Genomic DNA, 23,749 nt, shown 5'->3' with positions numbered 1-23,749 from the left:
CTATGGTGCAGGCGCGAGACCCTCCGGCGGCCCGTTGAAAAGTTCGTCCCAATGGCGGCGGCAGAGCGACAGATATTTTTCATTGCCGCCAACATCGATCTGCGCACCTTCCCGCACGATATTTCCCTCGGCAGTGAAGCGGCCGTTCATGATGGCCTTGCGCCCGCAATGGCAGATGGTGCGGATTTCCCGCAATTCATCGGCCAGCCCCAAAAGCAGTTGCGAAGCGGGAAAGAGCTTGCCCTGAAAATCGGTTCTCAGCCCATAGGTCATCACGGGAATGTCCAGCCAGTCGACGAGGCGAGTCAGTTGCCAGACATGGTCTTCGGTCAGGAATTGCGCCTCGTCGATGAAGACGCAGGCGAGCGGCGCCTCGGCCTGCATGGCGCGGATGGTCTCGAACAGATCGGTCCCGTCCTCGAAGACCTGCGCCGGGCTGGAGAGCCCGATGCGGGATGCCACCTTGCCCTCGCCTGCCCGGTGATCGAAGGCAGCCGTAAAGATCACCGTGCGCATGCCGCGCTCCTGATAGTTATAGGAGGCCTGCAGCAGCATGGTGGACTTGCCGGCATTCATCGCTGCATAATTGAAATAGAGCTTGGCCATGTCTTTCTCTGGGGCGCGGGGGAAAAGAGTTTCTATGGCCGCCTCTTGGCGCAAAATCGCGGCCTTGGCCAGAGATTTGACTCTCCGTCCTCAAGCTTTTATGTGCGACATGCACTTTCCCAAAAACGTCACAACCTGTGTCGTTACGTCGCAAACGGGGGTCGGAAAGCGCCGCAAACGCACGCGGCACGCTTGAAAATCTCCGTTATAGGTGTTGACTTGGGAACTTAAAAAAACGGGAGTGCCTTTTATGAAATTTTTCAGCTACCGCAAGACCTTTTTCGCGTCGCTGATGGCGGCAACCGCTTTTGCCGCCCTGCCGGCACATGCGGCAGAACCGGCAAGCTGTTCGCCGGTGCGCTTCTCGGATGTGGGCTGGACGGACATCACCTCCACCACGGCCACGGCCTCCGTCATCCTCAAGGCGCTGGGCTATGACACGACCACCACGGTTCTGTCGCTGCCGGTCACCTATACCTCGATGAAGAACAAGGACATCGATGTATTCCTCGGCAACTGGATGCCGAGCCAGAGCAACGACATCAAGCCCTACACCACCGACAAGTCAGTGGAATCCTACGGACCGAACCTCACCGGCGCCAAGTACACCATGGCCACCAATGCCAAGGGTACGGCCCTCGGCATCAAGGACTTCAAGGATATTGCCGCCCACAAGAAGGAACTGGACGGCAAGATCTACGGTATCGAGCCCGGCAATGACGGCAACCGCCTCGTCATGGAAATGATCGAGAAGAACACCTTCGGCCTCAAGGGCTTCGAGCTGGTGGAATCCTCCGAACAGGGCATGCTGGCGCAGGTTTCCCGCGCCGACAAGGAAGGCTCTCCCGTTGTCTTCCTCGGCTGGGAACCGCACCCGATGAACGTCAATTACAAGATGAGCTACCTGACGGGCGGCGACGACGTCTTCGGTCCGAATTTCGGCGGCGCGCAGGTCTTCACCAATCTCCGGGCGGGCTATACCAGCGAGTGCCCGAATGTCGGCAAGTTCATCACCAATCTCAAATTCAGCCTGACCATGGAAAACGAGGTGATGGGCAAGATCCTCAACGACGGCAAGGAGCCCGATGCCGCCGCCAAGGAATGGCTGAAGGCCAACCCCACCACCATCGAGCCCTGGCTGGCCGGCGTGACCACCAAGGACGGCAAGGACGCCCTGCCGGCGGTGAAGGCCGCCCTTGGCCTGTAAGATCTGAAGCCCACACCAAGGCGAAGATGCGTGAGCCTCCTCGCCTTGAAGGGATTTCGAATATCTCCACTGCGACAGTGGCTTGAGATATTCGAAAAGGAATACCAGGAGTCATTTTCAATGACGCTTGGTATCAGGCGTTCCGGACCTGCCGGGACGCCACCTCCGCCTGGCTCGAAGCGAAAGAGCGAACCGGCCCTATCCAATGGCGCAAGTCACCAGGGACTGGCCGCATGCTCTGCACTTCCAGCCTTTGCTTTGATACATGCCTTTTTTGCAGCCCTTTTTCCTTGCACGGCATGATCTTGTTTTCACGCAATTCCCGCCGCAAAACCGCGGTACACTTTGCTGGAATTGCTCTAGACATTCGGATGGCGCGACGTGGAGTGGCTTACAGACTATAAAATTCCCATCGGCCCCTGGGCCAAGGTCTCCGTGGACTGGCTGACCATGAATGGCCAATGGTTTTTCAACCAGCTGTCCTTCCTTCTCTCGAAATCCATTGCAGGCATTCTTTTCATCTTGCAGACCCCGCCGCCGCTCGTGGTGGTGCTGGCCATCACGGCCCTGGCCTTTCTGCTGCGGCGTTCCGTTGCGGTTGCGGCGCTCACCTTTATCGGCCTGCTGCTGATCATCAATCAGGGCTACTTCAAGGAAACGACGGAAACACTGGCGCTGGTGCTGGCTTCCACCGGCGTGTGCATGGTGATCGGCGTGCCGCTCGGCATTGCAGCGGCCAGACGGCCCTGGATCTATGCCATCATGCGGCCCGTGCTCGACCTGATGCAGACCATTCCCACCTTTGTCTATCTCATTCCGGCCCTCATTCTCTTCGGCCTCGGCATGGTGCCCGGCCTGATCGCCACGGTCATCTTCGCCATTCCCGCGCCGGTACGGCTCACCCGGCTCGGCATCATCTCCACCCCGCCCGCCCTGGTCGAGGCAGCCATCGCCTTCGGCGCCACGCCCACCCAGGTGCTGCGCAAGGTGGAACTGCCCTTCGCCCTGCCGCAGATCATGGCGGGCCTCACCCAGACGATCATGCTGTCCCTGTCCATGGTGGTCATTGCCGCGCTGGTCGGCGCCAGCGGCCTTGGCGTGCCGGTGGTCAGGGCGCTGAACACGGTCAACATCGCCAAGGGCTTCGAGGCAGGTCTCTGCATCGTCATCCTGGCGATCATTCTCGACCGGATGTTCAGGATTTCCTCAGCGGGAGATGATGCATGAGCGACGCAGTGATCTTTGGAAATGTCGACATCGTCTTCGGCAACCAGCCGGAAATCGCCCTGCCGATGATCGATGCCGGCAAGAGCCGGGACGAGATCGGCAAGGAAACCGGCCTTGTGCTGGGCGTTGCCAATGCCTCGCTCTCCGTCAAGGAAGGCGAAATCCTGGTGCTGATGGGGCTTTCCGGCTCCGGCAAGTCCACGCTGCTGCGCGCCGTCAACGGGCTGGCCCCGGTGGTGCGCGGCAATGTCTCGGTGAAGACCAAGGCCGGGGCGGTCGATCCCTATCGCGCCAGTCCCCGGGCCTTGCGCGATCTGCGCATGCACACGGTCTCCATGGTTTTCCAGCAGTTCGGGCTGCTGCCCTGGCGCAGCGTCGCCGAAAATGTCGGCTTCGGACTGGAGCTTGCCGGCGTGCCGGAAAAGGAGCGGCGCCAGGTGGTGGCCGAGCAGCTGGAGCTGGTGAACCTGACGCAATGGGCCAACCGCAAGGTCAATGAGCTGTCGGGCGGCATGCAGCAACGTGTCGGCCTTGCCCGCGCCTTTGCCACCGGCGCGCCGATCCTGCTGATGGACGAGCCCTTCTCCGCCCTCGACCCGCTGATCCGCACGCGGCTTCAGGATGAATTGCTGGAATTCCAGCGGCGGCTGAAAAAGACCATTCTCTTTGTCAGCCACGATCTGGATGAGGCCTTCCGCATCGGCAACCGCATTGCCATCATGGAAGGCGGACGCATCATCCAGTGCGGTACGCCGCAGCAGATCGTCCAGAAACCGGCGGATCAATATGTCGCCGATTTCGTGCGCAACATGAACCCGATCGCCATGCTGACGGCGCGGGACGTCATGCGCGCCGATCTCGCCACCATCCCCGCCAACGGCATCACCGCCACCGCCAGCCCGGAAACGCCGCTGGTGGATGTGCTGGACGCCATGGCCCGACAGCCCGGCGTCATTGGCGTGGTCGATCAGGGGTCGGTGATCGGCGGCATCGACGCCCAGGACGTGGTGGCGGCGCTGACCCGCCACCGTCAGGCCAGCCTGGCCTGATCTCCTCCCCGTCAGGCACCGCATAGCCTGACGGGACGCATGCCTGAAGACGGCAAACGGGCTTCAACCTTGCGGTTGAAGTTGTGAGTTATAATATGCGCACATAATACATTATATTAACATTTATCAGCCAAGATAAAGTTGTATTATAAAACTGATTCGGTTCACCGGTTTACAAAAGCATGAACGACAGATCCGCCCTTTTGAGACCCACGGATGAGGATGCGCGCAGACTGGCGCGCACCCTGCTGCGCGGGGCTCGGCATGTGGCGCTGGCGGTTCTTGATCCACTGACCGGCGGACCTTTCGTCAGCCGTGTTCTGCTCGGCACGCAGCCCGATGGTTCGCTCAGCATTCTGGCATCCCGGCTTTCCACCCATACCAAGGCGCTTCTCGCCGATCCCCGGCTGTCGATCCTGGCGGGAGAGCCCGGCAAGGGCGATCCGCTTGCCCATCCGCGATTGACCGTCCAGGGTCTCGCCGAGCCGGTCGAGCGTGACAGCGCTATCCATGAAGCGATGCGCACCCGGTTTCTGGCGCGGCATCCGAAGTCGAAACTCTACATCGACTTTCCCGATTTTCTGTTTTTCCGGATTATACCAGAGGCTGCAAGCCTGAATGGCGGCTTCGGAAAAGCCTTCCTGCTGGAAGGCGAGGATTTCCGGATTTCACAAAACCTGCGATTGCCGGAAGGCATGAGCGAGGCCGAGGCCATACAAGATTTAGGGTATCGGGGGGGTACGCTTCCGCCACACCTGCACATTTTTGGGGGTAACCGCCAAAGACGCGAAATGCGGATTTTCGCCCTTGATGCCGCCGGAATCGACCTTTTCTGGGGAAATTCGGCCCTTCGCTGGGAATTTTCCGCACCTGCAACCACTCTTGAGGAGGTCCAACAGCGCCTGTCAATTTAAGGATAACCGATACCTTAAATTTAGGCATATACAATCATGCTCATATGGGTAGACTTTATGTGTAGGGTTCGTGTGGGATTGCAACGAAGAGCCTTCGAGGCTCAATCGCTAAGGAAGACTGAGATGAAAGCCAACGACTTATCCGATCATTCGAATGCCGCCGCCGGCCTGCTCACGGCCATGGCAAACCCGAAGCGCCTGATGATCCTGTGCAGTCTCGTGCAGGGTGAAGTCCCGGTAGGCGTACTGGCCTCCCAGGTAGGCCTCAGCCAGTCAGCGCTGTCACAGCACCTGTCCAAGCTGCGCGCGCAGAAGCTGGTGAAGACGCGTCGCGATGCACAGACCATCTATTATTCCAGCACGTCCGACGCCGTCATCAAGGTGCTCGGCACGCTGGAAGACATTTTCTGCCAGCACGAAGCGGCTCGCAACGCTGCCTGATGATAACGCTCACATGGAAGGGCCTAGTCTCAGGCCCGAGCGCCCTTCCATAGAGCTCGCTTTATTCATTTTAATTACTAGATGATAATATAGGGAATTCAACGGCAAACTCCGGCTCTGCGGCGTAGGGACACCACCATTTTGGGGAGAATCATCACCGCACGCCTCTCGCATGAACTCCTGAATCTGGTCGCGCAAAAGTGTGCAGCGGTTTTGCGATCACGACATGCGTTAAAACAAGAACTTGAAGCACATTGCAGCTTATCAGCCTCATGCAAGGTGTTTTAACGGGATCACACAGCGTGGGACAGTGACGGCGTCCCGAATGGTGCTGGTTCAAAGAACAAGACCCCGCTCAACGGACGTTGAGCGGGGTCTTGTTTTGCCGAACTGCGACCGGATTGCGGATCGAACTGCCCTTCGACCATGCGCATCTGATCATGATGGCATATATGGCGGCGCTGACTTGCGTAAAACTTGTCCTCCCATAATCGGCAGCCATAAAGCGAAACACACGCTTTCAATGCCATCCCGCCTTCTTCTCTCTCGCTACGCCTGTCAGGCACCCGTCGACGAACGGAAATTACACCGGTTTTCGTCGCAAACCCACTTTCCTCCCCGCGATGGCATGCTGTAGTTTCGCGTCACGTCAAACCTGCCGGGTATGGCCCCCGCATTTCACTTCAGGCCATGGGAGATCATCATGTCCAACCGCACCACCATTCCCAACGACATGCGCGCCTTCTGGATGCCGTTTACCGCCAACCGGCAGTTCAAGAAGGAACCGCGCCTTTTCGTGGGCGCCAAGGACATGCACTACACCACCCATGACGGGCGGCAGGTGCTGGACGGTACCGCGGGCCTGTGGTGCGTCAATGCCGGTCACTGCCGCCCGCAGATCACCGAGGCCATTCGCGAACAGGCAGGCGAGCTGGATTACGCGCCCGCCTTCCAGCTTGGCCACCCCAAGGCTTTCGAACTGGCCAACCGGCTGATCGATATTGCGCCGGAAGGAATGAGCCATGTGCTCTACACCAATTCCGGCTCTGAATCGGTGGAAACCGCGCTGAAGGTGGCGCTGGCCTATCACCGCGCCAAGGGCAATGGCTCGCGCTTCCGTCTGATCGGCCGTGAGCGCGGCTATCATGGCGTCAATTTCGGCGGTATTTCGGTGGGCGGCATCGTCTCCAACCGCAAGATGTTCGGCACGCTGCTGACGGGCGTGGATCACCTGCCCCATACCCACCTGCCGGAAAAGAACGCCTTCACCAAGGGCATGCCGGAGCATGGCGGCGATCTCGCCGCCGAGCTGGAGCGCATCGTCACGCTCCATGACGCCTCCACCGTGGCCGCCGTGATCGTCGAACCCGTGGCAGGCTCCACCGGCGTGCTCATTCCGCCGAAGGGCTATCTGCAAAAGCTGCGCGAAATCTGCACCAAGCACGGCATTCTGCTGATTTTCGATGAGGTCATCACCGGCTATGGCCGCCTTGGCGCGCCCTTCGCGGCGCAATATTTCGATGTCACCCCGGATATCATCACCACCGCCAAGGGCCTGACCAACGGCGTCATCCCCATGGGCGCGGTGTTCGTGACCTCGGAAATCCACGATGCCTTCATGAACGGCCCGGACCATCTGATCGAGTTCTTCCACGGCTATACCTATTCCGGCAATCCGATCGCCTCCGCCGCGGCCCTGGGCACGCTCGACACCTATCGCGACGAAGGCCTGCTGACCCGCGCTGCCGAGCTTGCCCCCTATTGGGAAGAACAACTGCACTCGCTCCGCGACTGCCCGAACGTCATCGATATCCGCAATATCGGCCTGATCGGCGCCATCGAACTGAAGCCGCTGGACGGCGAGCCGACCAAGCGCGCCTTCAACGCCTTCCTCAAGGCCTATGAGGATGGCCTGCTGATCCGCACCACCGGCGATATTATCGCACTTTCGCCGCCGCTGATCATCACCAAGGCCCAGATTGACGAGTTGTTCGATAAGCTGCGCAAGGTGCTGATGAACAATATCTGAGGTGGCTGCGGCGCTATCCTGATCCCAGGCGGCAGGTCTTCTGCCGCCTTTTTTTCTTGCGCATTATGTCCTGCGGACAAGCTGAAGCTCGGTCCGCATCCCCCCTGATCAGGCAGCCCTCTTCCAAAAATTGCGCGAAGCCCCTGGGGCATGATGATAAATAGACAAGCTCCAAGCAAAAACATTGCAAAAATGACCCGGCTGCCGCACTCCGCAGCCTTTTTCTTGCGACGCAATTTGGATAGAGAACGGCAAACAAAAAAGCCCCGGAGGGGGTTGGAGGACACACAAGATCAAGACGGGCCTGCGGCAAATGGCTTTGCCGCCTGCCCATCCAAGGAGAGACCCATGAAGATCAAGCTTCTCGCCGGTGCGGCCCTTGCCGCCCTCATTGCAGCCTCGCCCGCGCGCGCCGATATTACCATCGGCCTCGTTGCCCCGATGACCGGGCCGCTGGCCGCCATTGGTGCGCAGGTGAAGAACGGCGCGCAAACGGCCATCGAAGCCATCAACGCCAAGGGTGGCGTCAATGGTGAAAAGCTGGTGCTGAAGACCGCCGACGATGCCGGCGAGCCGAAGCAGGGCGTATCCGTGGCCAATCAGCTGGTGGGCGAGAGCGTTCGTTACGTTGTCGGCCCCATCACCTCCGGCGTTGCGGTTCCGGCCTCTGACGTGTTTGCGGAAAACGGCGTGCTGATGGTAACCCCGACGGCCACCGCGCCCGACCTGACCAAGCGCGGCCTTGCCACCGTGTTCCGCACCTGCGGCCGCGATGACCAGCAGGCCGAAGTGGCGGCGAAATACGTGCTTGCCCATTACAAGGACAAGAAGATCGCCATTCTCAACGACAAGGGCCAGTATGGCAAAGGGCTGGCGGATGCCTTCAAGGCCGCTCTGAATGCCGGTGGCGTCAAGGAAGTGTTCAACGACGCGCTGACGCCGGGCGAGAAGGATTTCAGCGCGCTGGTCACGCGTCTCAAAGCCGCAGGGGTCGAGGTCATTTATTTCGGTGGTTATCATCCGGAGGCCGGTCTTCTGGCCCGGCAGATGAAGGATGCCGCGCTGAACGCCCAGATCTTCGGCGGTGACGGCCTTTCGAACAGCGAATACACCAATGTCGGCGGTGCAGCGGCCAATGGCACGCTCTACACCAATGCCTCGGACGCCACGAAGAACCCGCTGTCGAAAAATGCCGCCGATCTTCTCGCCGCCAAGAACATTCCGGCGGAAGCCTTCACGCTAAACGCCTTTGCCGCCGTGGAAGTCATTGCCGCCGGGATCGCCAAGGCCGGCAGCGCCGAAGACACCGAAGCCGTGGCCCAGGCGCTGAAGTCGGGCGCGCCGATCAGCACCGCCATCGGCGAAGTCACCTACGGCCAGACCGGCGACCTGACCTCGCAGAGCTTCTCCGTCTTCAAGTGGCAGGACGGTAAGACGGTCGCTGCCGAGTAATAACAGGGTCGTTTTCAAAAACCCTTGTGATAATCCACCGAATCCATCCCGCAATCCGAGCCGCCCGGACCTTTTCCAAGGTTCGGGCGGTTTCCTTTGCGTTTCATGTCATTTATATGACAGCCGAAAATAACCATTTCCGGATGTGGACGACACGAATGCTCACCCTGTTTCGCAAGATGCTCCCCCGCGAGGACCGGTTCTTCGACATGTTCGAGGCCCATGCAAAAACGGTGGTGGGCGCAGCCGAAGCGCTGAACGACCTTCTCTCCGGCAAGGATATCGAAGGCAATTGCGCCCGCATCGTCGCTCTCGAAAACGAGGCTGACAACATCACCCGCGACGTGCTGCTCGCCGTTCGGCGCAGCTTCATCACCCCCTTCGACCGCGGCGATATCAAGGATCTCATCCAGTCCATGGATGATGCCATCGACATGATGCACAAGACGGTGAAGACCATCCGGCTGTTCGAGCAGCAGAGCTTCGAGCCCGGCATGCAGGAGATGGGCCGCGCCGTCGTCGAGGCCGCGCATCTGATCGCCGAGGCCATTCCGCTCCTGGACAAGCTGGGCGCCAATGCCCATCGCCTCAGCAGCATTGCCGAGGAGGTAACCCGCGTCGAGGGCCGGTCTGACGACCTGCACGACCAGGGGCTGAAGGATCTCTATCGCCGTCATGGCGCCAGCGGCAATGCCATGGCCTATATGATCGGCAGCGAAATCTATGGCGAACTGGAAAAGGTGGTGGACCGGTTCGAGGATGTTGCCAATGAAATCAGCGGCATTCTGATCGAGAATGTCTGATGGACGCCTCGCTTGCCTTTCCCCTGCTCGTGGCGCTGATCGGCGTCGCCCTGTTCTTCGATTTTCTGAACGGGCTGCATGATGCGGCCAATTCCATTGCCACCATCGTCTCCACCCGGGTGTTGAAGCCGCATTATGCGGTGGCCTGGGCTGCCTTTTTCAACTTCATCGCCTTCATGTTCTTCGGCCTGCATGTGGCGCAGACGCTGGGCACCGGCATCATCGATCCGCATATCGTCTCGCCCGCCATCATCTTTGCCGCATTGGTTGGGGCGATCAGCTGGAACATCATCACCTGGATTTTCGGCATCCCATCCTCCTCCTCGCATGCGCTCGTCGGCGGGCTGGTGGGGGCGGGCTTTGCCAAGGCCGGCATGGGGGCTGTGGTCTGGAGCGGACTTCTGCCCACCATCGGCGCCATTTTCCTGTCACCGATGATCGGCTTTCTGCTGGCGCTGCTGCTCATTCTGGTCGTTTCTTGGATCTGCGTGCGCCAGACACCCTTTGCCGTCGACCGCAGCTTCCGCCTGCTGCAATTCGTATCCGCCTCGCTCTATTCGCTGGGACATGGCGGCAATGATGCGCAGAAAACCATGGGCATCATTGCCATTCTGCTGTTTTCCCAGGGTTATCTCGGCAGCGATTTTCATGTGCCGCTCTGGGTGGTGCTGACCTGCCAGTCGGCCATGGCTCTGGGCACTCTGTTCGGCGGCTGGCGCATCGTCCATACCATGGGGTCGAAGATCACCAAGCTCAACCCGATGCAGGGTTTTTGCGCCGAAACCGGCGGGGCGCTGACGCTGTTCGGTGCAACATGGCTCGGCATTCCCGTCTCCACCACCCATACCATTACCGGCGCGATTGTCGGCGTGGGCGCGGCCAAGCGCGCCAGTGCCGTGCGCTGGGGGCTGGCGGGCAATATCGTCATTGCCTGGGTAGTGACACTACCTGCGGCGGCAATCATCTCGACCCTCACCTATTTTGTGGTCCAAGCCTTCTAAATCTGCTTTAACCGGGCTGTATTTTGATCGTTCAGGAGCCAGCCCACCCCATGCCCAGCATTGTCCGGATTGAAAACAGCAAGCTCAGTGCCGAGATTTCCAGCCTGGGCGCCGAGCTGCAATCTCTCGTGACAAAGGATGGTGCATCCCTGCTGTGGAATGGCGACAGTGAATGGTGGACGGGGCGCTCGCCCATCCTCTTCCCCATTGTCGGCAAGGCGCCGAACGACCGGCTGACGATCAATGGCGAGACCTATGCCATGGCCCAGCACGGGCTGGCCCGGCGGCGGGAATTCACGCTGGTGGAGCAGACGGCGCAAAGCTGCCGCCATGAACTGCTGGCCGATGATACGACCCGTGCCGTCTATCCCTTCGATTTTCGCCTGCAACTGGAACACAGCCTGCGCGACGACTGCCTGACCGTGACCGCCACCGTCACCAATAGCGGCAAGGGCGCCATGCCCTATGGCATTGGCTTTCACCCGGCCTTTCTCTGGCCGCTGCCGGGGGCGGAGGGCCGCCCGCACCGCATCATGCTGAAGAATGGCGCGGAGCCGGAGCTTGTGCGGCTGGAAGGCGGTCTGCTGGGCGAAACCCGCCATCCCTCCCCCTTCAAGGCGGGAGAGCTGGTGCTGGATTTCAGCCAGTTTGCCGAGGACGCGATGATCTTTCCCGAAGGCGCAGGCTCTGCCCTCACCTATAGCGCTCCCGGTGCGCCGAAGCTGCATTTCAGCTTCGAAAACCTGCCCAATCTCGCTATCTGGCAAAAGCCGGGCGCACCCTTCATCTGCATCGAGCCCTGGCACGGCATGGCGGCGGAACAGGGCGGCAGCGATGCACTGGCCTCGCGCCCCTATACCAGCACGCTGGAAACCCATCAAAGCGCCCGCTACAGCTTTTCGGTGAGCATCGAGGCATGATGCAGTAAACTTACTGGAAGCAACGAATCGGAGCAGACGCATGAGCAGACTGGAAGACCGCATCGATCAGGGCGTGGGGCGGGAAGCCGCCGATCTGGTTCTGAAAGGCGGGCGGTTTTTCGATCTGGTCACCGGCGAGCTGGTGGAAGGCGATATCGCCCTGTGCGGCGACACCATTATCGGCACCTGCGGGACCTATGAGGGCAAGGAGACCGTCGATATTTCCGGCCGCATCGTCGTGCCGGGTTTCATCGACACGCATCTGCACATCGAAAGCTCCCTGGTTACCCCGCATGAATTCGACCGCTGCGTCCTGCCCTATGGCGTGACGACGGTGATCTGCGACCCGCATGAAATCGCCAATGTGCTGGGAGAGGAAGGCATCCGCTTCTTCCTCGATAGCGCCCTTGAAACCATCATGGACATCCGGGTGCAGCTTTCGTCCTGCGTGCCCGCCACCCATCTGGAAACGGCGGGCGCCGATCTGCCGGTCGAAAAGCTCCTGCCCTTCCGCCACCATCCCAAGGTGATCGGCCTTGCCGAATTCATGAATTTTCCCGGCGTGATCCACAAGGACCCCACCTGCATGGCCAAGCTCGAGGCCTTTCAGGGCGGCCATATCGACGGTCACGCGCCGTTGCTTCTCGGCAAGGATCTGAACGGCTATCTCGCCGCCGGTATCCGCACCGAGCATGAATGCACCACGGCGGAAGAGGCGCTGGAAAAAATCCGCAAGGGCATGCATATTCTCGTGCGCGAGGGTTCTGTTTCCAAGGATCTGCACGCGCTGATGCCGATCCTCACCGAACGGCTTTCGCCCTTCCTGGCGCTCTGCACCGATGACCGCAACCCGCTGGACATCGCCGAACAGGGCCATCTCGATTATATGATTAGAACGGCCATCGCCCATGGCGTGGAGCCGCTTGCGGTCTACCGTGCCGCCTCGATTTCCGCTGCCCGCGCCTTCGGCCTCAGCGACCGTGGCCTTATCGCGCCCGGCTGGCGCGCCGATCTGGTGGTGGTGGACAGTCTCAAAAACTGCAAGGCGGACATGGTTTTTGCCGCCGGTCGCCGCGTGACGGCTGCGCTTTTCGCCACCCGCAAGCCCGTGGCCCCGGTGGGTCTGGACAGTGTGAAGGCGCGGATCGTCAAGGCCGCCGATTTCGGCGTGCCGGTCAGCGAAGGCGAAGTGCCGGTAATCGGCGTGCTGCCGGGCAAGATCATCACTGAGCACCGCCGTTACCGCCTGCCCTCTTCCGGCAACCAGACCAGCGTCGATCTCGACCGCGACATCATCAAGGTCGCCGTGATCGAGCGCCACGGCAAGAATGGCAACCACGCCAATGGCTTCGTGCAGGGCTTCGGGTTGAAAAAGGGCGCGATTGCCTCCACCGTCGGCCATGACAGCCACAATATCTGCGTGGTGGGCGTGAGCGAGGAGGATATGGCGATCGCCGCCAACCGCCTCTCCGACATCAAGGGCGGTTTTGTGGTGGTGGAAGATGGCAAGGTGACGGGTGAAATTCCGCTGCCCGTGGCGGGCCTGATGAGCCTTGAGCCCTATGAAGTGGTGCGCGACACGCTGCACCATCTGCGCAAGGCGGCCTATGCGCTGGGCACGACGCTGGAAGAACCTTTCCTGCAAGTGGCCTTCCTGCCACTACCGGTCATCCCGCATCTGAAGATTTCCGACAAGGGCATGGTGGATGTCGACAAATTCGCGCTGATCGGGTGACGGATTGAAAAATGCTATAACTTGTACTAGATTCTGTACAAGTCAACAAGCCGAGGCATAAGCGATGGACACGGTGTTTTTCTCCAAGGCCCGGGCCGAACTGGCCGGCCTGCTGGACAAGGTGAATGAGGATGCCTCGGCGGTGGAGATCGTGCGTCGGGACAAGCCCTCTGCGGTGCTGATGAGCAAGGAGGAATATGAGAGCATGGTGGAAACACTGCATCTCCTTTCCTCCCCCGCCAATGCCAGCCGGTTGCTGAAGGCCAGGCAGGCCATTGAGGCAGGCAATTTTCAGCCGCGCAATCTCCCCGATCTGGACGATGCCTGATCCATGCTGATCGCCTTTACCGACGAAGGCTGGGAAGATTACTGCTTCTGGCAGGAGACCGATCCGAAAACTGTCTTACGGATCAACGCGCTGCTCAAGGATGCCAAACGCCACCCATTCTCAGGCATCGGCAAGCCTGAACCCCTGAAAGGTCAGTTGAAGGGCTTCTGGTCGCGCCGGATCAGCCAGGAGCATCGGCTGGTCTACACGGTCAAGGGTAATGACGCCGATCAGGTTCTGATCGTAGCGCAGTGCCGTTATCACTATTGAGGAAACGAAATCGGGCAGGAAACAGCCCTACCCCCCATTCGCGGGTCGCACCACGACATTGCCGATGCCGTCGCCCACCGCCGTTGCAACGGATTTCGCCTCGTCCACCACGGATCGGGCGATATCGTTGACCCGCTCCATATCCTTGTGAAAGGCCGAGAGCGCATCGCCCTGCAAGACCGTGCCAGCGGCGACCCTGGTCTTGGTGGGATCGGCATATTTGTCGCCCATCCGCAATTCGTAATAGAGATGCGGGCCGGTCGAAAGGCCGGTCGAGCCGATATAGGCGATCACTTGCCCCTGGGTGACGCGGTCTCCCACTTTCAGACCTTTGGCCGTGCCGGAGATATGCGCGTAAGTGGTGGTGTAGCTGAAATCATGCTTCACCCGCACATATTTACCATAGCCGGGCTCCGAGGAAATCTTGATCACCACGCCATCGCCCGCCGCCAGAATGGGCGCACCCATGGGCGCATCGTAATCGACACCATTGTGGAATTCCGGGCGGTGCAGGATGGGATGCATGCGCCAGCCGAAGCCGTCATTGCTGCGGCCGCCCGGCACCGGATTGCTGAGCAGCGGTTTCGAGGCCGAGCGGCCGCTTTCGTCCAGGAATTCGGCCTTATGTCCATCGTGATCGCGGTAGCGGTAAAAGCGCTTTTCCTCCCCATGGTCATCGACGCTGAGGAAGACCAGTTCGACGGCACCGGATTCCGTCTTGCGAAACACCACATGCAGGCTGGAGAGGCTGCCATTGTCGTCCGACACATGAAGATCGTTGATCTTCAGCAGATCGACCACCTGCAGGGCCACCGCCTGCGGCACGCCCTGTTGCTTCATCCGCGCCATCACCTGCGGATAATCCGCCTTGGCCCGGGCAAGAGCTGCGGCCTTGACCGGCTCGGCGTCATCCTCGATCACCGCTTCATCGTCATGGCGGGCCAGAGCTTCCGCCACCAGCCGGTCATACAGGGCGCGGTTGCGGATTTCCTGGCATTGCCCGTTGCTTTGGCGGGCGATCAGGCGCTCCTGCCCGGCCTTGTCCACGTAGCGCGCCAGCAGGATATGCGAGCCGGCCTCGCCGCCATTGCCGTCGGTATAGATGATTTCCAGCCGCTCGCCCGCCTGAAGGTGATCGGTGCCGAGCTGATGGCCAAGCGCATCCCAGTCCGCATCCGAAATCGACAGCGTGCCTTCGATATCGTTGAGGTTCTGCTGTTTTCGCGGCATCGCCACCAGCCGCTTCACCGCAGGCGCCGGGCTTTCGGCGGCAATACTGACATTGATCGGCACGCCGCGCGCGCCCGTGCTTTTCTGACCGGGTCTTGCCGGAGGCTGATCCTTGCTACCCAGAATCAGCGTGAAGGGATCGGGCCGGATCGGCGCGGCATTGCCGTAGCCGGCAGCCAGCCCCGGCATCTCAGAGGTCATCCCAGAAATCATGTTCCCAGCCTTGTCCGAGGCCTTGTCCCCAACCTTGGGAGCGGCATCGTCCGACAGATCGATCGAGGCCGAGAAATAGGTATTGCTGGTGACCGAGCCATCCATCCGGTCTTCGATCATCTCCAGCTTTGCGGTTTTCTGCAGGGCCACCGGCACCCGCAATCGCGGCTGCTTGCGGGCCATCTGCCGGCCCCGCTTGGCCAGAACGACCGTTGCCGGACGTGCCGGGACGCTGACGGGCTTGCCATCCATGCCCTTGATCAGCAGACAGGCGGGCGCAACGCTGAGCGCCGCCAGCACCGCCATCAGACGCCAGTGATTGCCGAGGGAAAAGCGGTGAACCGTATGGCTGTAGGGAATGGTGCCGAAACTGCCGGCAACGGTCCCCCCAGACCGCAACGATTCAAAAACCACCATAGACACATGTCTCCTTCACGAATACGTGCCGACATGTGCCCGTGGACATGGCAAAAATGGGACCGGATCGTGGCAAGCAGGCCGATGACACGGAGAAGCGCCATGGCGTTCACGCCGATGTGAGCTGTTGTCCACACCCCCCTATATCAAGGGTCGCAGGGCGGCGGGCTTACACCCGTCCGCAAAATCCATCCAGCGACTCAAGCCTGACCCTGTCACCCTCCAACTGGCCGCGCATGCCCGGCATGGGCAAAACCTGCTTCACCGTCAGGTGCTCCGGCAATGCCACCTCCTGCGGGCCGTGGCGCATGTTGAAGAGGAAGACGAGCTTTTCGCCGTTTTCCTCGCGCAGGAAGGCCAGCACATCCTCCTGAACCTCCAGGAAATGCATGGCCCCGTCGATCAGGGCGGGATGCTCCCTGCGGAAGGCAAGCGTTGCGCGGTAATGGGCCAGCACCGAGGCCTTGTCCTTTTCCTGCGCATCGACGGCCAGCGGCAAATGCTCTTCCGGCACCGGCAGCCAGGGCCTGGTGGTGGAAAAGCCGCCATGCTTCTTGCCCTTCTCCCAGGGCATGGGCGTGCGGCAACCATCACGGCCCTTGAAGGAGGGCCAGAAGCGGATGCCATAGGGATCGCGCAGGTCTTCAAAGGCGAGATCCGCCTCCGGCAAGCCCAGTTCCTCGCCCTGATAAAGGCAGATGGACCCACGCAGGCTGGCCAGAATGCTGATGGCGAGCTTTGCCACCGGTGCATGATGCTCCTTCCCTTGCGCAAAGCGGCTGACATGACGGTTGACGTCATGGTTGGAAAAGGCCCAGCAGATCCAGCCATCCTTGACGCTCCTGGCAAAGGCCGTCACGCAATCGCGAATATGGCGGGGGGTAAATTCCGGCCCCAGCAGGTCGAAGGTATAGCACATGTGCAGCTTATCGCCGCCGGTGGTATAGGCGGCAACCGTCTTGAGGGAGCGCGCGCCGTCTCCCACCTCGCCAACGGTGGTGCGGCCTTCATATTGATCGAGCAGAGCGCGCAGCTTTTGCAGAAAGCCGATATTTTCCGGCTGGGTCTTGTCGTGCAGATGTTCCTGCATGCCGTAAGGGTTTACATCCGGCGCATCGAGGCCCGCACCATCGCCATCATGCAGCCGGTGCGGCGGATTGTTGCGCAATTCCTTGTCGTGGAAATAGTAGTTGACGGTATCGAGCCGGAAACCGTCCACCCCACGCTCCAGCCAGAACCGCACGGCCTTAAGCAGCGCTTCCTGCACATGCGGATTGTGGAAATTGAGATCCGGCTGCGAGGCCAGGAAATTGTGCATGTAATATTGCTTGCGCACGCCATCCCATTCCCAGGCCGGACCGCCGAAGACCGAAAGCCAGTTGTTGGGCGCGGTGCCATCCGGCTTGGGATCGGCCCAGACATACCAGTCCGCCTTGGGATTGGTGCGGCTGGTGCGGCTTTCGATAAACCAGGGATGCTGGTCGGAGGAGTGGGACAGAACCTGATCGATAATCACCTTCAGCCCCAGCCGGTGCGCCTCCGCCACCAGCGCATCGAAATCGGCCAGCGTGCCGAACATCGGGTCGACATCGCAGTAATCGGCAACGTCATAGCCCATATCGGCCTGCGGCGAGGTGAAGAAGGGCGAGAGCCAGATGGCATCCACGCCAAGCGATGCTACATAGGGCAGATGTTTGGTAATGCCCTTCAGATCGCCGATGCCATCGCCATCGACATCCTGAAAGGAACGCGGATAGATCTGGTAGATCGCGGCCCCCCGCCACCAATCGGTTTTGCCAGAAGAAGGGCGCTGTGGAACGATCTTCGTCTTTTCCATGTTTGATCCTGACCTTTATGGCTATTCGAGAAAAGGATTAGGCGGTTAGATTCTGCGGATGCAATTGAGCTCATCGCGGGGCGCTTGAACAGCGCTTTTCTCCGGCAAATACAGCGTCAACGTTCATCGCCCTGTTACGTTCCTGTCGCATAAGCCCCCTAAAGCATGCCGCAGTGAATGAGATTCACCGCGATATGCTTTACCTCTTAGTTTGTCGCATGTGCGTTATCGTTTAATTGAGGGCAATTAAACGCGACATGCTGTGGGCAAGCGTCGGGATTAGCCTTCCAACATCGGGGTTACGCCATGAGACTGACCATCATTACCGATGCATGGCATCCGCAGGTCAATGGCGTGGTGCGCTCCATTGAAAACACCAATGCGGAACTTGAACGCATGGGCGTGGAGATCACCATGATCACGCCGGAGGCCTTTCGCAGCATTCCCATGCCGACCTATCCGGAAATCCGCCTGTCGCTGACAACGCCCCGGGCCATCGGCAAGGCGCTCGCCGCCAGCAACCCGGAACTCATCCACATTGCCACCGAAGGCCCGCTGGGGCTTCTGGCCCGCCGCTGGTGCGTGAGGAACGGCATGGCCTTTTCCACCAGCTATCACACCCGCTTTCCCGAATATGTGGCGGCGCGCGCACCCATTCCCCTCTCCTGGCTTTATGCCTATGTGCGCTGGTTTCACCGCGCCGGCGGGGCCTGCATGGTGGCAACCGAGAGCCTGAAGGCGGAGCTGGAAGGCCGGGGGCTTCGCAATCTTCGCCTCTGGAGCCGGGGCATCGACACAGAACTGTTCCACCCGCGCCCGCTGAGCGAAACGCCCTTCGGTCTGCCGCGCCCGATCTTCATGACCGTGGGCCGCGTGGCGGTGGAAAAGAACCTGCCCGCCTTTCTCGATCTCGATCTGCCGGGCTCCAAGGTGGTGGTGGGCGATGGCCCTGCCCGCGCCGACCTTCAGGCACGCTATCCGGACGTGCTGTTTACCGGAGTGAAATTCGGAGCCGAACTGGCGCAGGCCTATGCCGAGGCCGATGTCTTCGTCTTCCCCTCCCGCACCGATACCTTCGGCAACACCATTCTGGAGGCGCTGGCTTCCGGCGTGCCGGTGGCGGCCTATCCGGTCACAGGGCCGAAGGATATTCTGAAGGACCGGCCCGAGGCGGGCGCGCTGAACGAGAATTTGCGCATCGCCTGCCTTGAAGCGCTTTCCGCTTCGCGCCAGCAAGCCCGGCAGGTGGCGGAAGGCTTTTCCTGGGCGGCGGCCAGTCGTCAGTTTCTCGACAATGTCATCGAGGCCAAGACGCAAGGACGGCGACGCCTGCTGCGCCTGCGGCGTCTGCAAAGAAAGCCTGCCTGAACTGGAGCATGTCCGGTGAACACAGATTTACCGGACATGCTCCAAGCTTTTGTTTCGCAAAGGATTTTACCGAAAACCGGCTCCCACTTTTCGGACCGATGCTTTACTTTCTGTTTTCGCATCGGATTTTACCGAAAACCGGCTCCCACTTTTCGGTCCGATGCTCTATCCTCCCATCAAAATCCGAGATTTCAAAAACAATAGTTTTGATAGGGCCATTTCTTCTCTGGCACGTTTCGGTTGTTCTGGTATCGCTTCTTAAAGTGTTTCCAGGAAAAGTGGATCCCGGTTTTCCGTCCGGAAACACGCAAACACGATAAGAGAGAAGCTTTTCTCTCTGTTGAAGACTCTCTATTTTCCGGACATTAATCCATGGCGCTGTCAAAATCGCTCACAACGCTGCGTGGCGCGGCGGTGATGCTCAATATCGTCGTCGGGGCGGGCCTGCTGGCGCTGCCGGGGCTGGTGGTGAAGGAGGCGGGCAATCAGGCGCTCTGGGCCTGGGGCGTGGCGGCGCTGGCCGCTCTGCCGCTGCTTCTGGTGTTTTTGCTGATGGGCCAGCGCTTTCCCGATGCCGGGGGCATTGCCCATTTTGCGCGGACCGCCTTCGGGCCGCGTGCCTATGCCATCGCCTCGCTGATCTTTCTCGGCGCGGTCGTCTTCGGCCTGCCGGGCATTGCACTCACCGGCGGCCATTACATCGCCGAAGCCATCGGCGGGCGGCCCGCGCTTTACGCCATTCTGCTGGTGGCTCTGGCGGCGCTCTCACATCTCACCTCCACCGAAATGGCCGGACGCATCTCCTCGGCCATCGCCTCCATCATCCTGTTTTGCCTGCTGGGGCTGGTGGGGCTCGGCTTTTCGGTCATCGACTGGTCCGGCGCGGCTGATACGATCGCCTCCCCCGCCGAACTTTCGCTGCAGACCCTCTTTCATCCCTTCATGATGATCTTCTTCGCCTTTACCGGCTGGGAAGTGGCAGCAGGGCTTTCCGAGGAATTCAAAAATCCCCGGCGGGATTTTCCCCGTGCCATGGCGCTTTCCTTTGTGGCGGCCTGCCTGCTTTATTTCGCCATGGCCTTTACCATTCAGGCCGTGCCGATCACCGGCTCCTATGAAGCCTCTTTCGCCTCGCTGCTGGCGCTTGCCTTTGGCGAAATGGGACGCCTGCTGATGGCCTGTCTCGCGGCGCTGATCATTCTCGCCAATCTCATGGGCGCGATCTGGGGTGTCTCCCGGCTGGTATTTTCGCTCAGCCGCGAAGGGCTGCTGCCGCTGAGACTGAAGACCAATGCGCAGGGAACGCCGTTCAGCGCCGTGCTCATCACCAGCCTCGTGTTGTTCATCGGGCTGACGCTCGATGCGTTCGGCCTGTTGAACATCAACGCCATGCTGGCGCTGGCGGGACAGAACTTCCTGCTGCTCTACGGCATCACCGCGCTGGCGCTGCTCAGGCTCTCCCCGCGCCATGCGGATCGGCTGGTGGCGCTGATAACCCTTGCCGTGGTGGCGGGCCTGATGGTCTTCCAGTCGGCTTCGCTGCTTTATCCGGCCCTTTTGACCCTTGCCGGATGGGTGATCGGCGGTCTGCAGCATTTTCAGGAAAAGTCTACTGCATAATTCGACCGGAGTGAAAACAAGGGGTAAGACGAAAAAGGGAAATCCCGGCGTGAAAGAAGGCGGGATGATTTCCATCCCGCCTCGATCATTACCGCTTCTTTTTCTTGTGTTCGAACGGGTTTTCCGTTGCCCTGAGATGAATGCGGATCGGCACGCCCGGCATGTCGAAATCCAGGCGCAAACCATTGGTGAGGTAGCGCAGGTAATGTTCCGGTACGGCATCCGGCCGGGTGCAGGAAATCATGAAGGCAGGCGGGCGGGCCTTGACCTGCGTCATATATTTCAGCTTCAGGCGGCGACCGGACACCGCCGGTGGCGGATGCTGCACCTGCACCCCTTCCAGCCAGCGATTGAGCCGGGCGGTGGAGATGCGCTTGTTCCACACCCGGTCAGTGTCGATGATGTTCTGCATCAGCTTCTCTAGACCGTAGCCGGTCTGGCCGGAGATCGGCACGGCGCGAATGCCCCGCGCCTGCGGCAGAAGCCGCTCGTTTTTTTCGCGCAGATCGGCCAGAACCTGCTGCGGTTCTTCCACCAGATCCCACTTGTTGAAGGCCAGCACCGCCGCACGGCCTTCGCGCAGCACCAGATCGACGATCTGCAAATCCTGCTTTTCGAAGGGAATGGTGGCGTCGAAGACGATCACCACCGTTTCGGCAAAGCGGATGGCCCGCAGCGTATCGGCCACGGAGAGCTTTTCCAGCTTCTCCACCACCTTGGCCTTGCGGCGCATGCCCGCCGTATCGAACATCTTGATGGTGCGGCCGCGCCAGTCCCATTCCACCGAGATGGAATCGCGGGTAATGCCCGCCTCAGGCCCGGTCAGCAGGCGGTCTTCTCCGAGAAAGCGGTTGATCAGCGTGGATTTCCCCGCATTGGGGCGGCCAACGATGGCCACCCGCAGCGGTTTGCTGTCGTCATAGGGAAGCTCTTCTTCCTCATCCTCGCCATCGGTGGGGGCCAGAACCACATCGGTTTCCGCCTCGTCCTCCGGCTCGGGAAACGCCTTTTCCTCGCCAATGGCCGCGACGATGGCATCGCGCAGGTCGATCATGCCCTGGCCATGCTCGGCGGAAATCGGGCATGGTTCGCCAAGGCCGAGCGTAAAGGCATCGTAAAAGCCGCCGTCGGAGCCACGGGCTTCGGCCTTGTTGGCCACCAGCACCACGGGCTTGCCCTTCTTGCGCAGCATTTCGGCCAGCATCTGATCCACCGGCGTCAGGCCCATCTTGGCATCGACCACGAAGAGCGAGAGATCGGCCTCCTCGATGGCAAGCTCCGTCTGGGCGCGCATGCGGCCTTCCAGCGTATCGGGCGCGGCCACTTCCAGACCGGCGGTGTCGATGATGCGGAAGCGCAGATCCACCAGCTTGGCATCACCGGGGCGGCGGTCGCGCGTCACGCCGGGCGTGTCGTCCACAAGCGCCAGCTTCTTGCCAACCAGACGGTTGAACAGCGTGGACTTGCCGACATTGGGGCGGCCAACGATGGCGACGGTGAAGGTCATGGTGTCGTTCCGTTTATAACAGCAGAGGCGCAACGCCGCATGCGGCCTTGCGCCCTAAAAATATTGCATCTGAAATTCCCGGCGAGAGGCTCAGGAATTCGGCTTGGTGGTGGCGTTGATATTGTCCAGCATGATCTGGGCGCGATTGGCCACATTGCGCGGCGCATCGGCATCCTCGGTGATCTGCTGGAACCATTCCCGCGCCCGCTCCATCTGCCCGGCCTTGTAGGCGGCAAGGCCCAGCGCCTCGCGGGCCGATTGGCGCAGTGCATAGGCAGGCGCACTCAGGCTTTCCACCTGAGCCGCCACCTGCTCATAGGTGCCATTGTCCACCAGCAGCCAGCCAGCGCGGATATGCGCGACATCGCGAATGACCTGCGGCACGCTCATGTCCTTGCCAATGGCCGTGAAGGCATCGATGGCGCCCTTGGCGTCACCCTTTTCCGCAATCAGGCTTGCCGCTCTCAGCCGCGCCAGCACGGGATAGGCGCCGTAGCCTTCCTTTTCCAGAGCGCCGAGCGCGGAGAGCGCCTCATCGGTCTTGCCATCACGGGCAAGCTTGGTGGCGGCCAGAAACCGGTCGCCGGATTGCGAGGCGCGATCATCCGTCCAGTAATCGTAAAGGCGGTAACCGGCAGTGCCCAGCACGATCAGAACGGCGACAGCGATGATCACCGGGCCGAAACGGCGCCAGGCGCGGCTCATCTGCTCGGAACGGAGTTCCTCGTTCACCTCGCGAATGAAACTGTCGTTGTGCTGTTCTGCCATGATCGGGGTCCGGGCCTGCCTTTATCTTGATCCGAGCCGCCTTCTACCCGATTTTTCAGCTATTGTAAGGGGGAGAGGCAGGATTTGATCCGCCCTCCCCGCAAATACGCCTTACATCGGCAGCGGCGCGACGCCGATCAGCAGTTCATGCAGCTTGAAGATCATCGCCGCCCAGAAGACGATGCCGAGCAGCAGCGCATAGAGATCATAACGGCCAGCGACGAAGGGCCGCAGCACGGGCAGGCCCGCCCGTTCGCGACGCTTCAGCGAAATGCGCATGACCACGCCCCAGGCGAGGAAGCCGACGAAAAGCAGGATGGAGACGAGATCGCCATTCGAGAACAGATGCGCGAAGGCCCAGATCTTCACCGACAGCACCAGCGGATGCTTGGTTTTCACCGCAATATGGCCTGCCGGGATGAGGCTGGCGAACAGACAGATCGAGGCAAAGAGCATCAAGGTGATGGTGAGATGGTTCATGCCCGCGGGCGGGAACCAGACATTGATGACCGGTGCATGCGCATAGCCGAAAATCAGCAGAACGAGGGTGAGCACCGACAGGACGGAATAGATGATCTTGAAGCCCTGCTCGCCGAAACGGCTGACCATTTGCTCGCGATGTGCGGGCGCAAAAATACGAAGGGAATGAAAACCGAGAAAAAGAACAAGTCCGATCAGAAAAAGGATCATGGGATGCCTCCACGGGAACGCTTTTTCATAGAATGATTCAAAGGTTTGGGAAAGCCTTCACGCCGGGCAAAATTGGATCTGCTCAAAGCTTCGCCGCATTTCGATGACAGCAGCAGG

Annotated in this window: 21 protein-coding genes; 15 read left to right on the top strand and 6 right to left on the bottom strand. The window is 60.4% G+C overall.

Features of this window, described 5'->3' with window-relative positions:
- The gene (locus QO005_RS03885) at positions 1–606 is read right to left on the bottom strand and encodes a thymidine kinase (protein WP_307156674.1); all 606 of its coding nucleotides are present in this window, start codon (positions 604–606) and stop codon (positions 1–3) included.
- Between the two features lie 250 nt (positions 607–856).
- Between QO005_RS03885 and QO005_RS03880 the strand changes: the two genes are divergently transcribed.
- The 13 genes from QO005_RS03880 (at position 857) to QO005_RS03820 (ending at position 13,982) form a co-directional block, all read left to right on the top strand.
- A complete protein-coding gene (locus QO005_RS03880; protein ID WP_370878000.1) occupies positions 857–1,813 on the top strand; it encodes a choline ABC transporter substrate-binding protein in 957 nt (318 codons plus the stop codon).
- A 381-nt stretch (positions 1,814–2,194) separates the two neighbouring features.
- Positions 2,195–3,040, top strand: a complete 846-nt coding sequence (choW, locus tag QO005_RS03875) for a choline ABC transporter permease subunit (protein WP_307156673.1) — start codon at positions 2,195–2,197, stop codon at positions 3,038–3,040.
- Positions 3,037–4,089, top strand: coding sequence for a choline ABC transporter ATP-binding protein (gene choV, locus QO005_RS03870; protein WP_307156672.1), 1,053 nt, complete (start codon positions 3,037–3,039; stop codon positions 4,087–4,089). Before choW ends, choV begins: the two co-directional genes overlap by 4 nt.
- Positions 4,090–4,271: 182 nt before the next feature.
- On the top strand, positions 4,272–5,003 hold the full coding sequence (locus tag QO005_RS03865; RefSeq protein WP_307156671.1) for a HugZ family pyridoxamine 5'-phosphate oxidase: 732 nt from the start codon (positions 4,272–4,274) through the stop codon (positions 5,001–5,003).
- A gap of 123 nt (positions 5,004–5,126) precedes the next feature.
- On the top strand, positions 5,127–5,444 hold the full coding sequence (locus QO005_RS03860) for an ArsR/SmtB family transcription factor (RefSeq protein ID WP_307156670.1): 318 nt from the start codon (positions 5,127–5,129) through the stop codon (positions 5,442–5,444).
- A gap of 703 nt (positions 5,445–6,147) precedes the next feature.
- Positions 6,148–7,473 (top strand): omega-aminotransferase AptA, encoded by a 1,326-nt coding sequence (gene aptA, locus QO005_RS03855; protein ID WP_307156669.1) that lies wholly within the window; start codon positions 6,148–6,150, stop codon positions 7,471–7,473.
- Between the two features lie 348 nt (positions 7,474–7,821).
- Entirely contained in the window at positions 7,822–8,925 is a 1,104-nt protein-coding gene (locus tag QO005_RS03850; RefSeq protein WP_307156668.1) for an ABC transporter substrate-binding protein, read from the top strand.
- A gap of 158 nt (positions 8,926–9,083) precedes the next feature.
- On the top strand, positions 9,084–9,728 hold the full coding sequence (locus QO005_RS03845; RefSeq protein WP_307156667.1) for a DUF47 domain-containing protein: 645 nt from the start codon (positions 9,084–9,086) through the stop codon (positions 9,726–9,728).
- Complete coding sequence (locus QO005_RS03840; protein ID WP_307156666.1) at positions 9,728–10,729, top strand: inorganic phosphate transporter; 1,002 nt, start codon at positions 9,728–9,730, stop codon at positions 10,727–10,729. Before QO005_RS03845 ends, QO005_RS03840 begins: the two co-directional genes overlap by 1 nt.
- Before the next feature lie 50 nt (positions 10,730–10,779).
- Positions 10,780–11,649 carry an aldose 1-epimerase family protein gene (locus QO005_RS03835; RefSeq protein WP_307156665.1) on the top strand — a complete coding sequence of 290 codons (870 nt, stop codon included), beginning with the start codon at positions 10,780–10,782 and terminating at the stop codon, positions 11,647–11,649.
- A gap of 40 nt (positions 11,650–11,689) precedes the next feature.
- Positions 11,690–13,384: an adenine deaminase gene (gene ade, locus QO005_RS03830; RefSeq protein WP_307156664.1), complete on the top strand. Its 1,695-nt coding sequence runs from the start codon at positions 11,690–11,692 to the stop codon at positions 13,382–13,384.
- A gap of 64 nt (positions 13,385–13,448) precedes the next feature.
- Positions 13,449–13,712: a type II toxin-antitoxin system Phd/YefM family antitoxin gene (locus tag QO005_RS03825; RefSeq protein ID WP_307156663.1), complete on the top strand. Its 264-nt coding sequence runs from the start codon at positions 13,449–13,451 to the stop codon at positions 13,710–13,712.
- A gap of 3 nt (positions 13,713–13,715) precedes the next feature.
- A complete protein-coding gene (locus QO005_RS03820) occupies positions 13,716–13,982 on the top strand; it encodes a Txe/YoeB family addiction module toxin (protein ID WP_307156662.1) in 267 nt (88 codons plus the stop codon).
- Between the two features lie 27 nt (positions 13,983–14,009).
- On the opposite strand, the gene QO005_RS03815 is transcribed toward QO005_RS03820, so the two are convergent.
- Entirely contained in the window at positions 14,010–15,842 is a 1,833-nt protein-coding gene (locus tag QO005_RS03815) for a M23 family metallopeptidase (protein ID WP_307156661.1), read from the bottom strand.
- Positions 15,843–16,011: 169 nt separating this feature from the next.
- Positions 16,012–17,679 carry a beta-galactosidase BglA gene (bglA, locus tag QO005_RS03810; RefSeq protein WP_307156660.1) on the bottom strand — a complete coding sequence of 556 codons (1,668 nt, stop codon included), beginning with the start codon at positions 17,677–17,679 and terminating at the stop codon, positions 16,012–16,014.
- A 306-nt stretch (positions 17,680–17,985) separates the two neighbouring features.
- On the opposite strand from bglA, the gene QO005_RS03805 reads away from it, so the two are divergent.
- Together QO005_RS03805 and QO005_RS03800 are read left to right on the top strand one after the other, a co-directional pair.
- On the top strand, positions 17,986–19,047 hold the full coding sequence (locus tag QO005_RS03805) for a glycosyltransferase family 4 protein (RefSeq protein WP_370877999.1): 1,062 nt from the start codon (positions 17,986–17,988) through the stop codon (positions 19,045–19,047).
- 372 nt (positions 19,048–19,419) lie between these two features.
- On the top strand, positions 19,420–20,667 hold the full coding sequence (locus tag QO005_RS03800; protein ID WP_307156659.1) for an APC family permease: 1,248 nt from the start codon (positions 19,420–19,422) through the stop codon (positions 20,665–20,667).
- A gap of 88 nt (positions 20,668–20,755) precedes the next feature.
- Here QO005_RS03800 and der read toward each other — a convergent pair whose 3' ends face one another.
- From der to QO005_RS03785, 3 genes are all read right to left on the bottom strand, one after another.
- Entirely contained in the window at positions 20,756–22,174 is a 1,419-nt protein-coding gene (der, locus tag QO005_RS03795; protein ID WP_307156658.1) for a ribosome biogenesis GTPase Der, read from the bottom strand.
- A gap of 90 nt (positions 22,175–22,264) precedes the next feature.
- A complete protein-coding gene (locus tag QO005_RS03790) occupies positions 22,265–22,942 on the bottom strand; it encodes a tetratricopeptide repeat protein (RefSeq protein ID WP_307156657.1) in 678 nt (225 codons plus the stop codon).
- Positions 22,943–23,053: 111 nt separating this feature from the next.
- Positions 23,054–23,632, bottom strand: a complete 579-nt coding sequence (locus QO005_RS03785; protein WP_307156656.1) for an NnrU family protein — start codon at positions 23,630–23,632, stop codon at positions 23,054–23,056.
- Positions 23,633–23,749: the final 117 nt, after the last annotated feature.

Source organism: Allorhizobium paknamense (assembly GCF_030815125.1).
GTDB lineage: Bacteria > Pseudomonadota > Alphaproteobacteria > Rhizobiales > Rhizobiaceae > Allorhizobium > Allorhizobium paknamense.
This window is presented reverse-complemented; position numbering and strand designations above follow the sequence as displayed.

Bases quoted from the DNA above. Each gene is read 5' to 3' on its own strand.
- QO005_RS03885 (WP_307156674.1), bottom strand. From the start codon at position 606: ATGGCCAAGCTCTATTTCAATTATGCAGCGATGAATGCCGGCAAGTCC.
- QO005_RS03880 (WP_370878000.1), top strand. From the start codon at position 857: ATGAAATTTTTCAGCTACCGCAAGACCTTTTTCGCGTCGCTGATGGCG.
- choV (WP_307156672.1), top strand. From the start codon at position 3,037: ATGAGCGACGCAGTGATCTTTGGAAATGTCGACATCGTCTTCGGCAAC.
- QO005_RS03865 (WP_307156671.1), top strand. From the start codon at position 4,272: ATGAACGACAGATCCGCCCTTTTGAGACCCACGGATGAGGATGCGCGC.
- QO005_RS03860 (WP_307156670.1), top strand. From the start codon at position 5,127: ATGAAAGCCAACGACTTATCCGATCATTCGAATGCCGCCGCCGGCCTG.
- aptA (WP_307156669.1), top strand. From the start codon at position 6,148: ATGTCCAACCGCACCACCATTCCCAACGACATGCGCGCCTTCTGGATG.
- QO005_RS03850 (WP_307156668.1), top strand. From the start codon at position 7,822: ATGAAGATCAAGCTTCTCGCCGGTGCGGCCCTTGCCGCCCTCATTGCA.
- QO005_RS03845 (WP_307156667.1), top strand. From the start codon at position 9,084: ATGCTCACCCTGTTTCGCAAGATGCTCCCCCGCGAGGACCGGTTCTTC.
- QO005_RS03840 (WP_307156666.1), top strand. From the start codon at position 9,728: ATGGACGCCTCGCTTGCCTTTCCCCTGCTCGTGGCGCTGATCGGCGTC.
- QO005_RS03835 (WP_307156665.1), top strand. From the start codon at position 10,780: ATGCCCAGCATTGTCCGGATTGAAAACAGCAAGCTCAGTGCCGAGATT.
- ade (WP_307156664.1), top strand. From the start codon at position 11,690: ATGAGCAGACTGGAAGACCGCATCGATCAGGGCGTGGGGCGGGAAGCC.
- QO005_RS03825 (WP_307156663.1), top strand. From the start codon at position 13,449: ATGGACACGGTGTTTTTCTCCAAGGCCCGGGCCGAACTGGCCGGCCTG.
- QO005_RS03820 (WP_307156662.1), top strand. From the start codon at position 13,716: ATGCTGATCGCCTTTACCGACGAAGGCTGGGAAGATTACTGCTTCTGG.
- QO005_RS03815 (WP_307156661.1), bottom strand. From the start codon at position 15,842: ATGGTGGTTTTTGAATCGTTGCGGTCTGGGGGGACCGTTGCCGGCAGT.
- bglA (WP_307156660.1), bottom strand. From the start codon at position 17,679: ATGGAAAAGACGAAGATCGTTCCACAGCGCCCTTCTTCTGGCAAAACC.
- QO005_RS03805 (WP_370877999.1), top strand. From the start codon at position 17,986: ATGAGACTGACCATCATTACCGATGCATGGCATCCGCAGGTCAATGGC.
- QO005_RS03800 (WP_307156659.1), top strand. From the start codon at position 19,420: ATGGCGCTGTCAAAATCGCTCACAACGCTGCGTGGCGCGGCGGTGATG.
- der (WP_307156658.1), bottom strand. From the start codon at position 22,174: ATGACCTTCACCGTCGCCATCGTTGGCCGCCCCAATGTCGGCAAGTCC.
- QO005_RS03790 (WP_307156657.1), bottom strand. From the start codon at position 22,942: ATGGCAGAACAGCACAACGACAGTTTCATTCGCGAGGTGAACGAGGAA.
- QO005_RS03785 (WP_307156656.1), bottom strand. From the start codon at position 23,632: ATGATCCTTTTTCTGATCGGACTTGTTCTTTTTCTCGGTTTTCATTCC.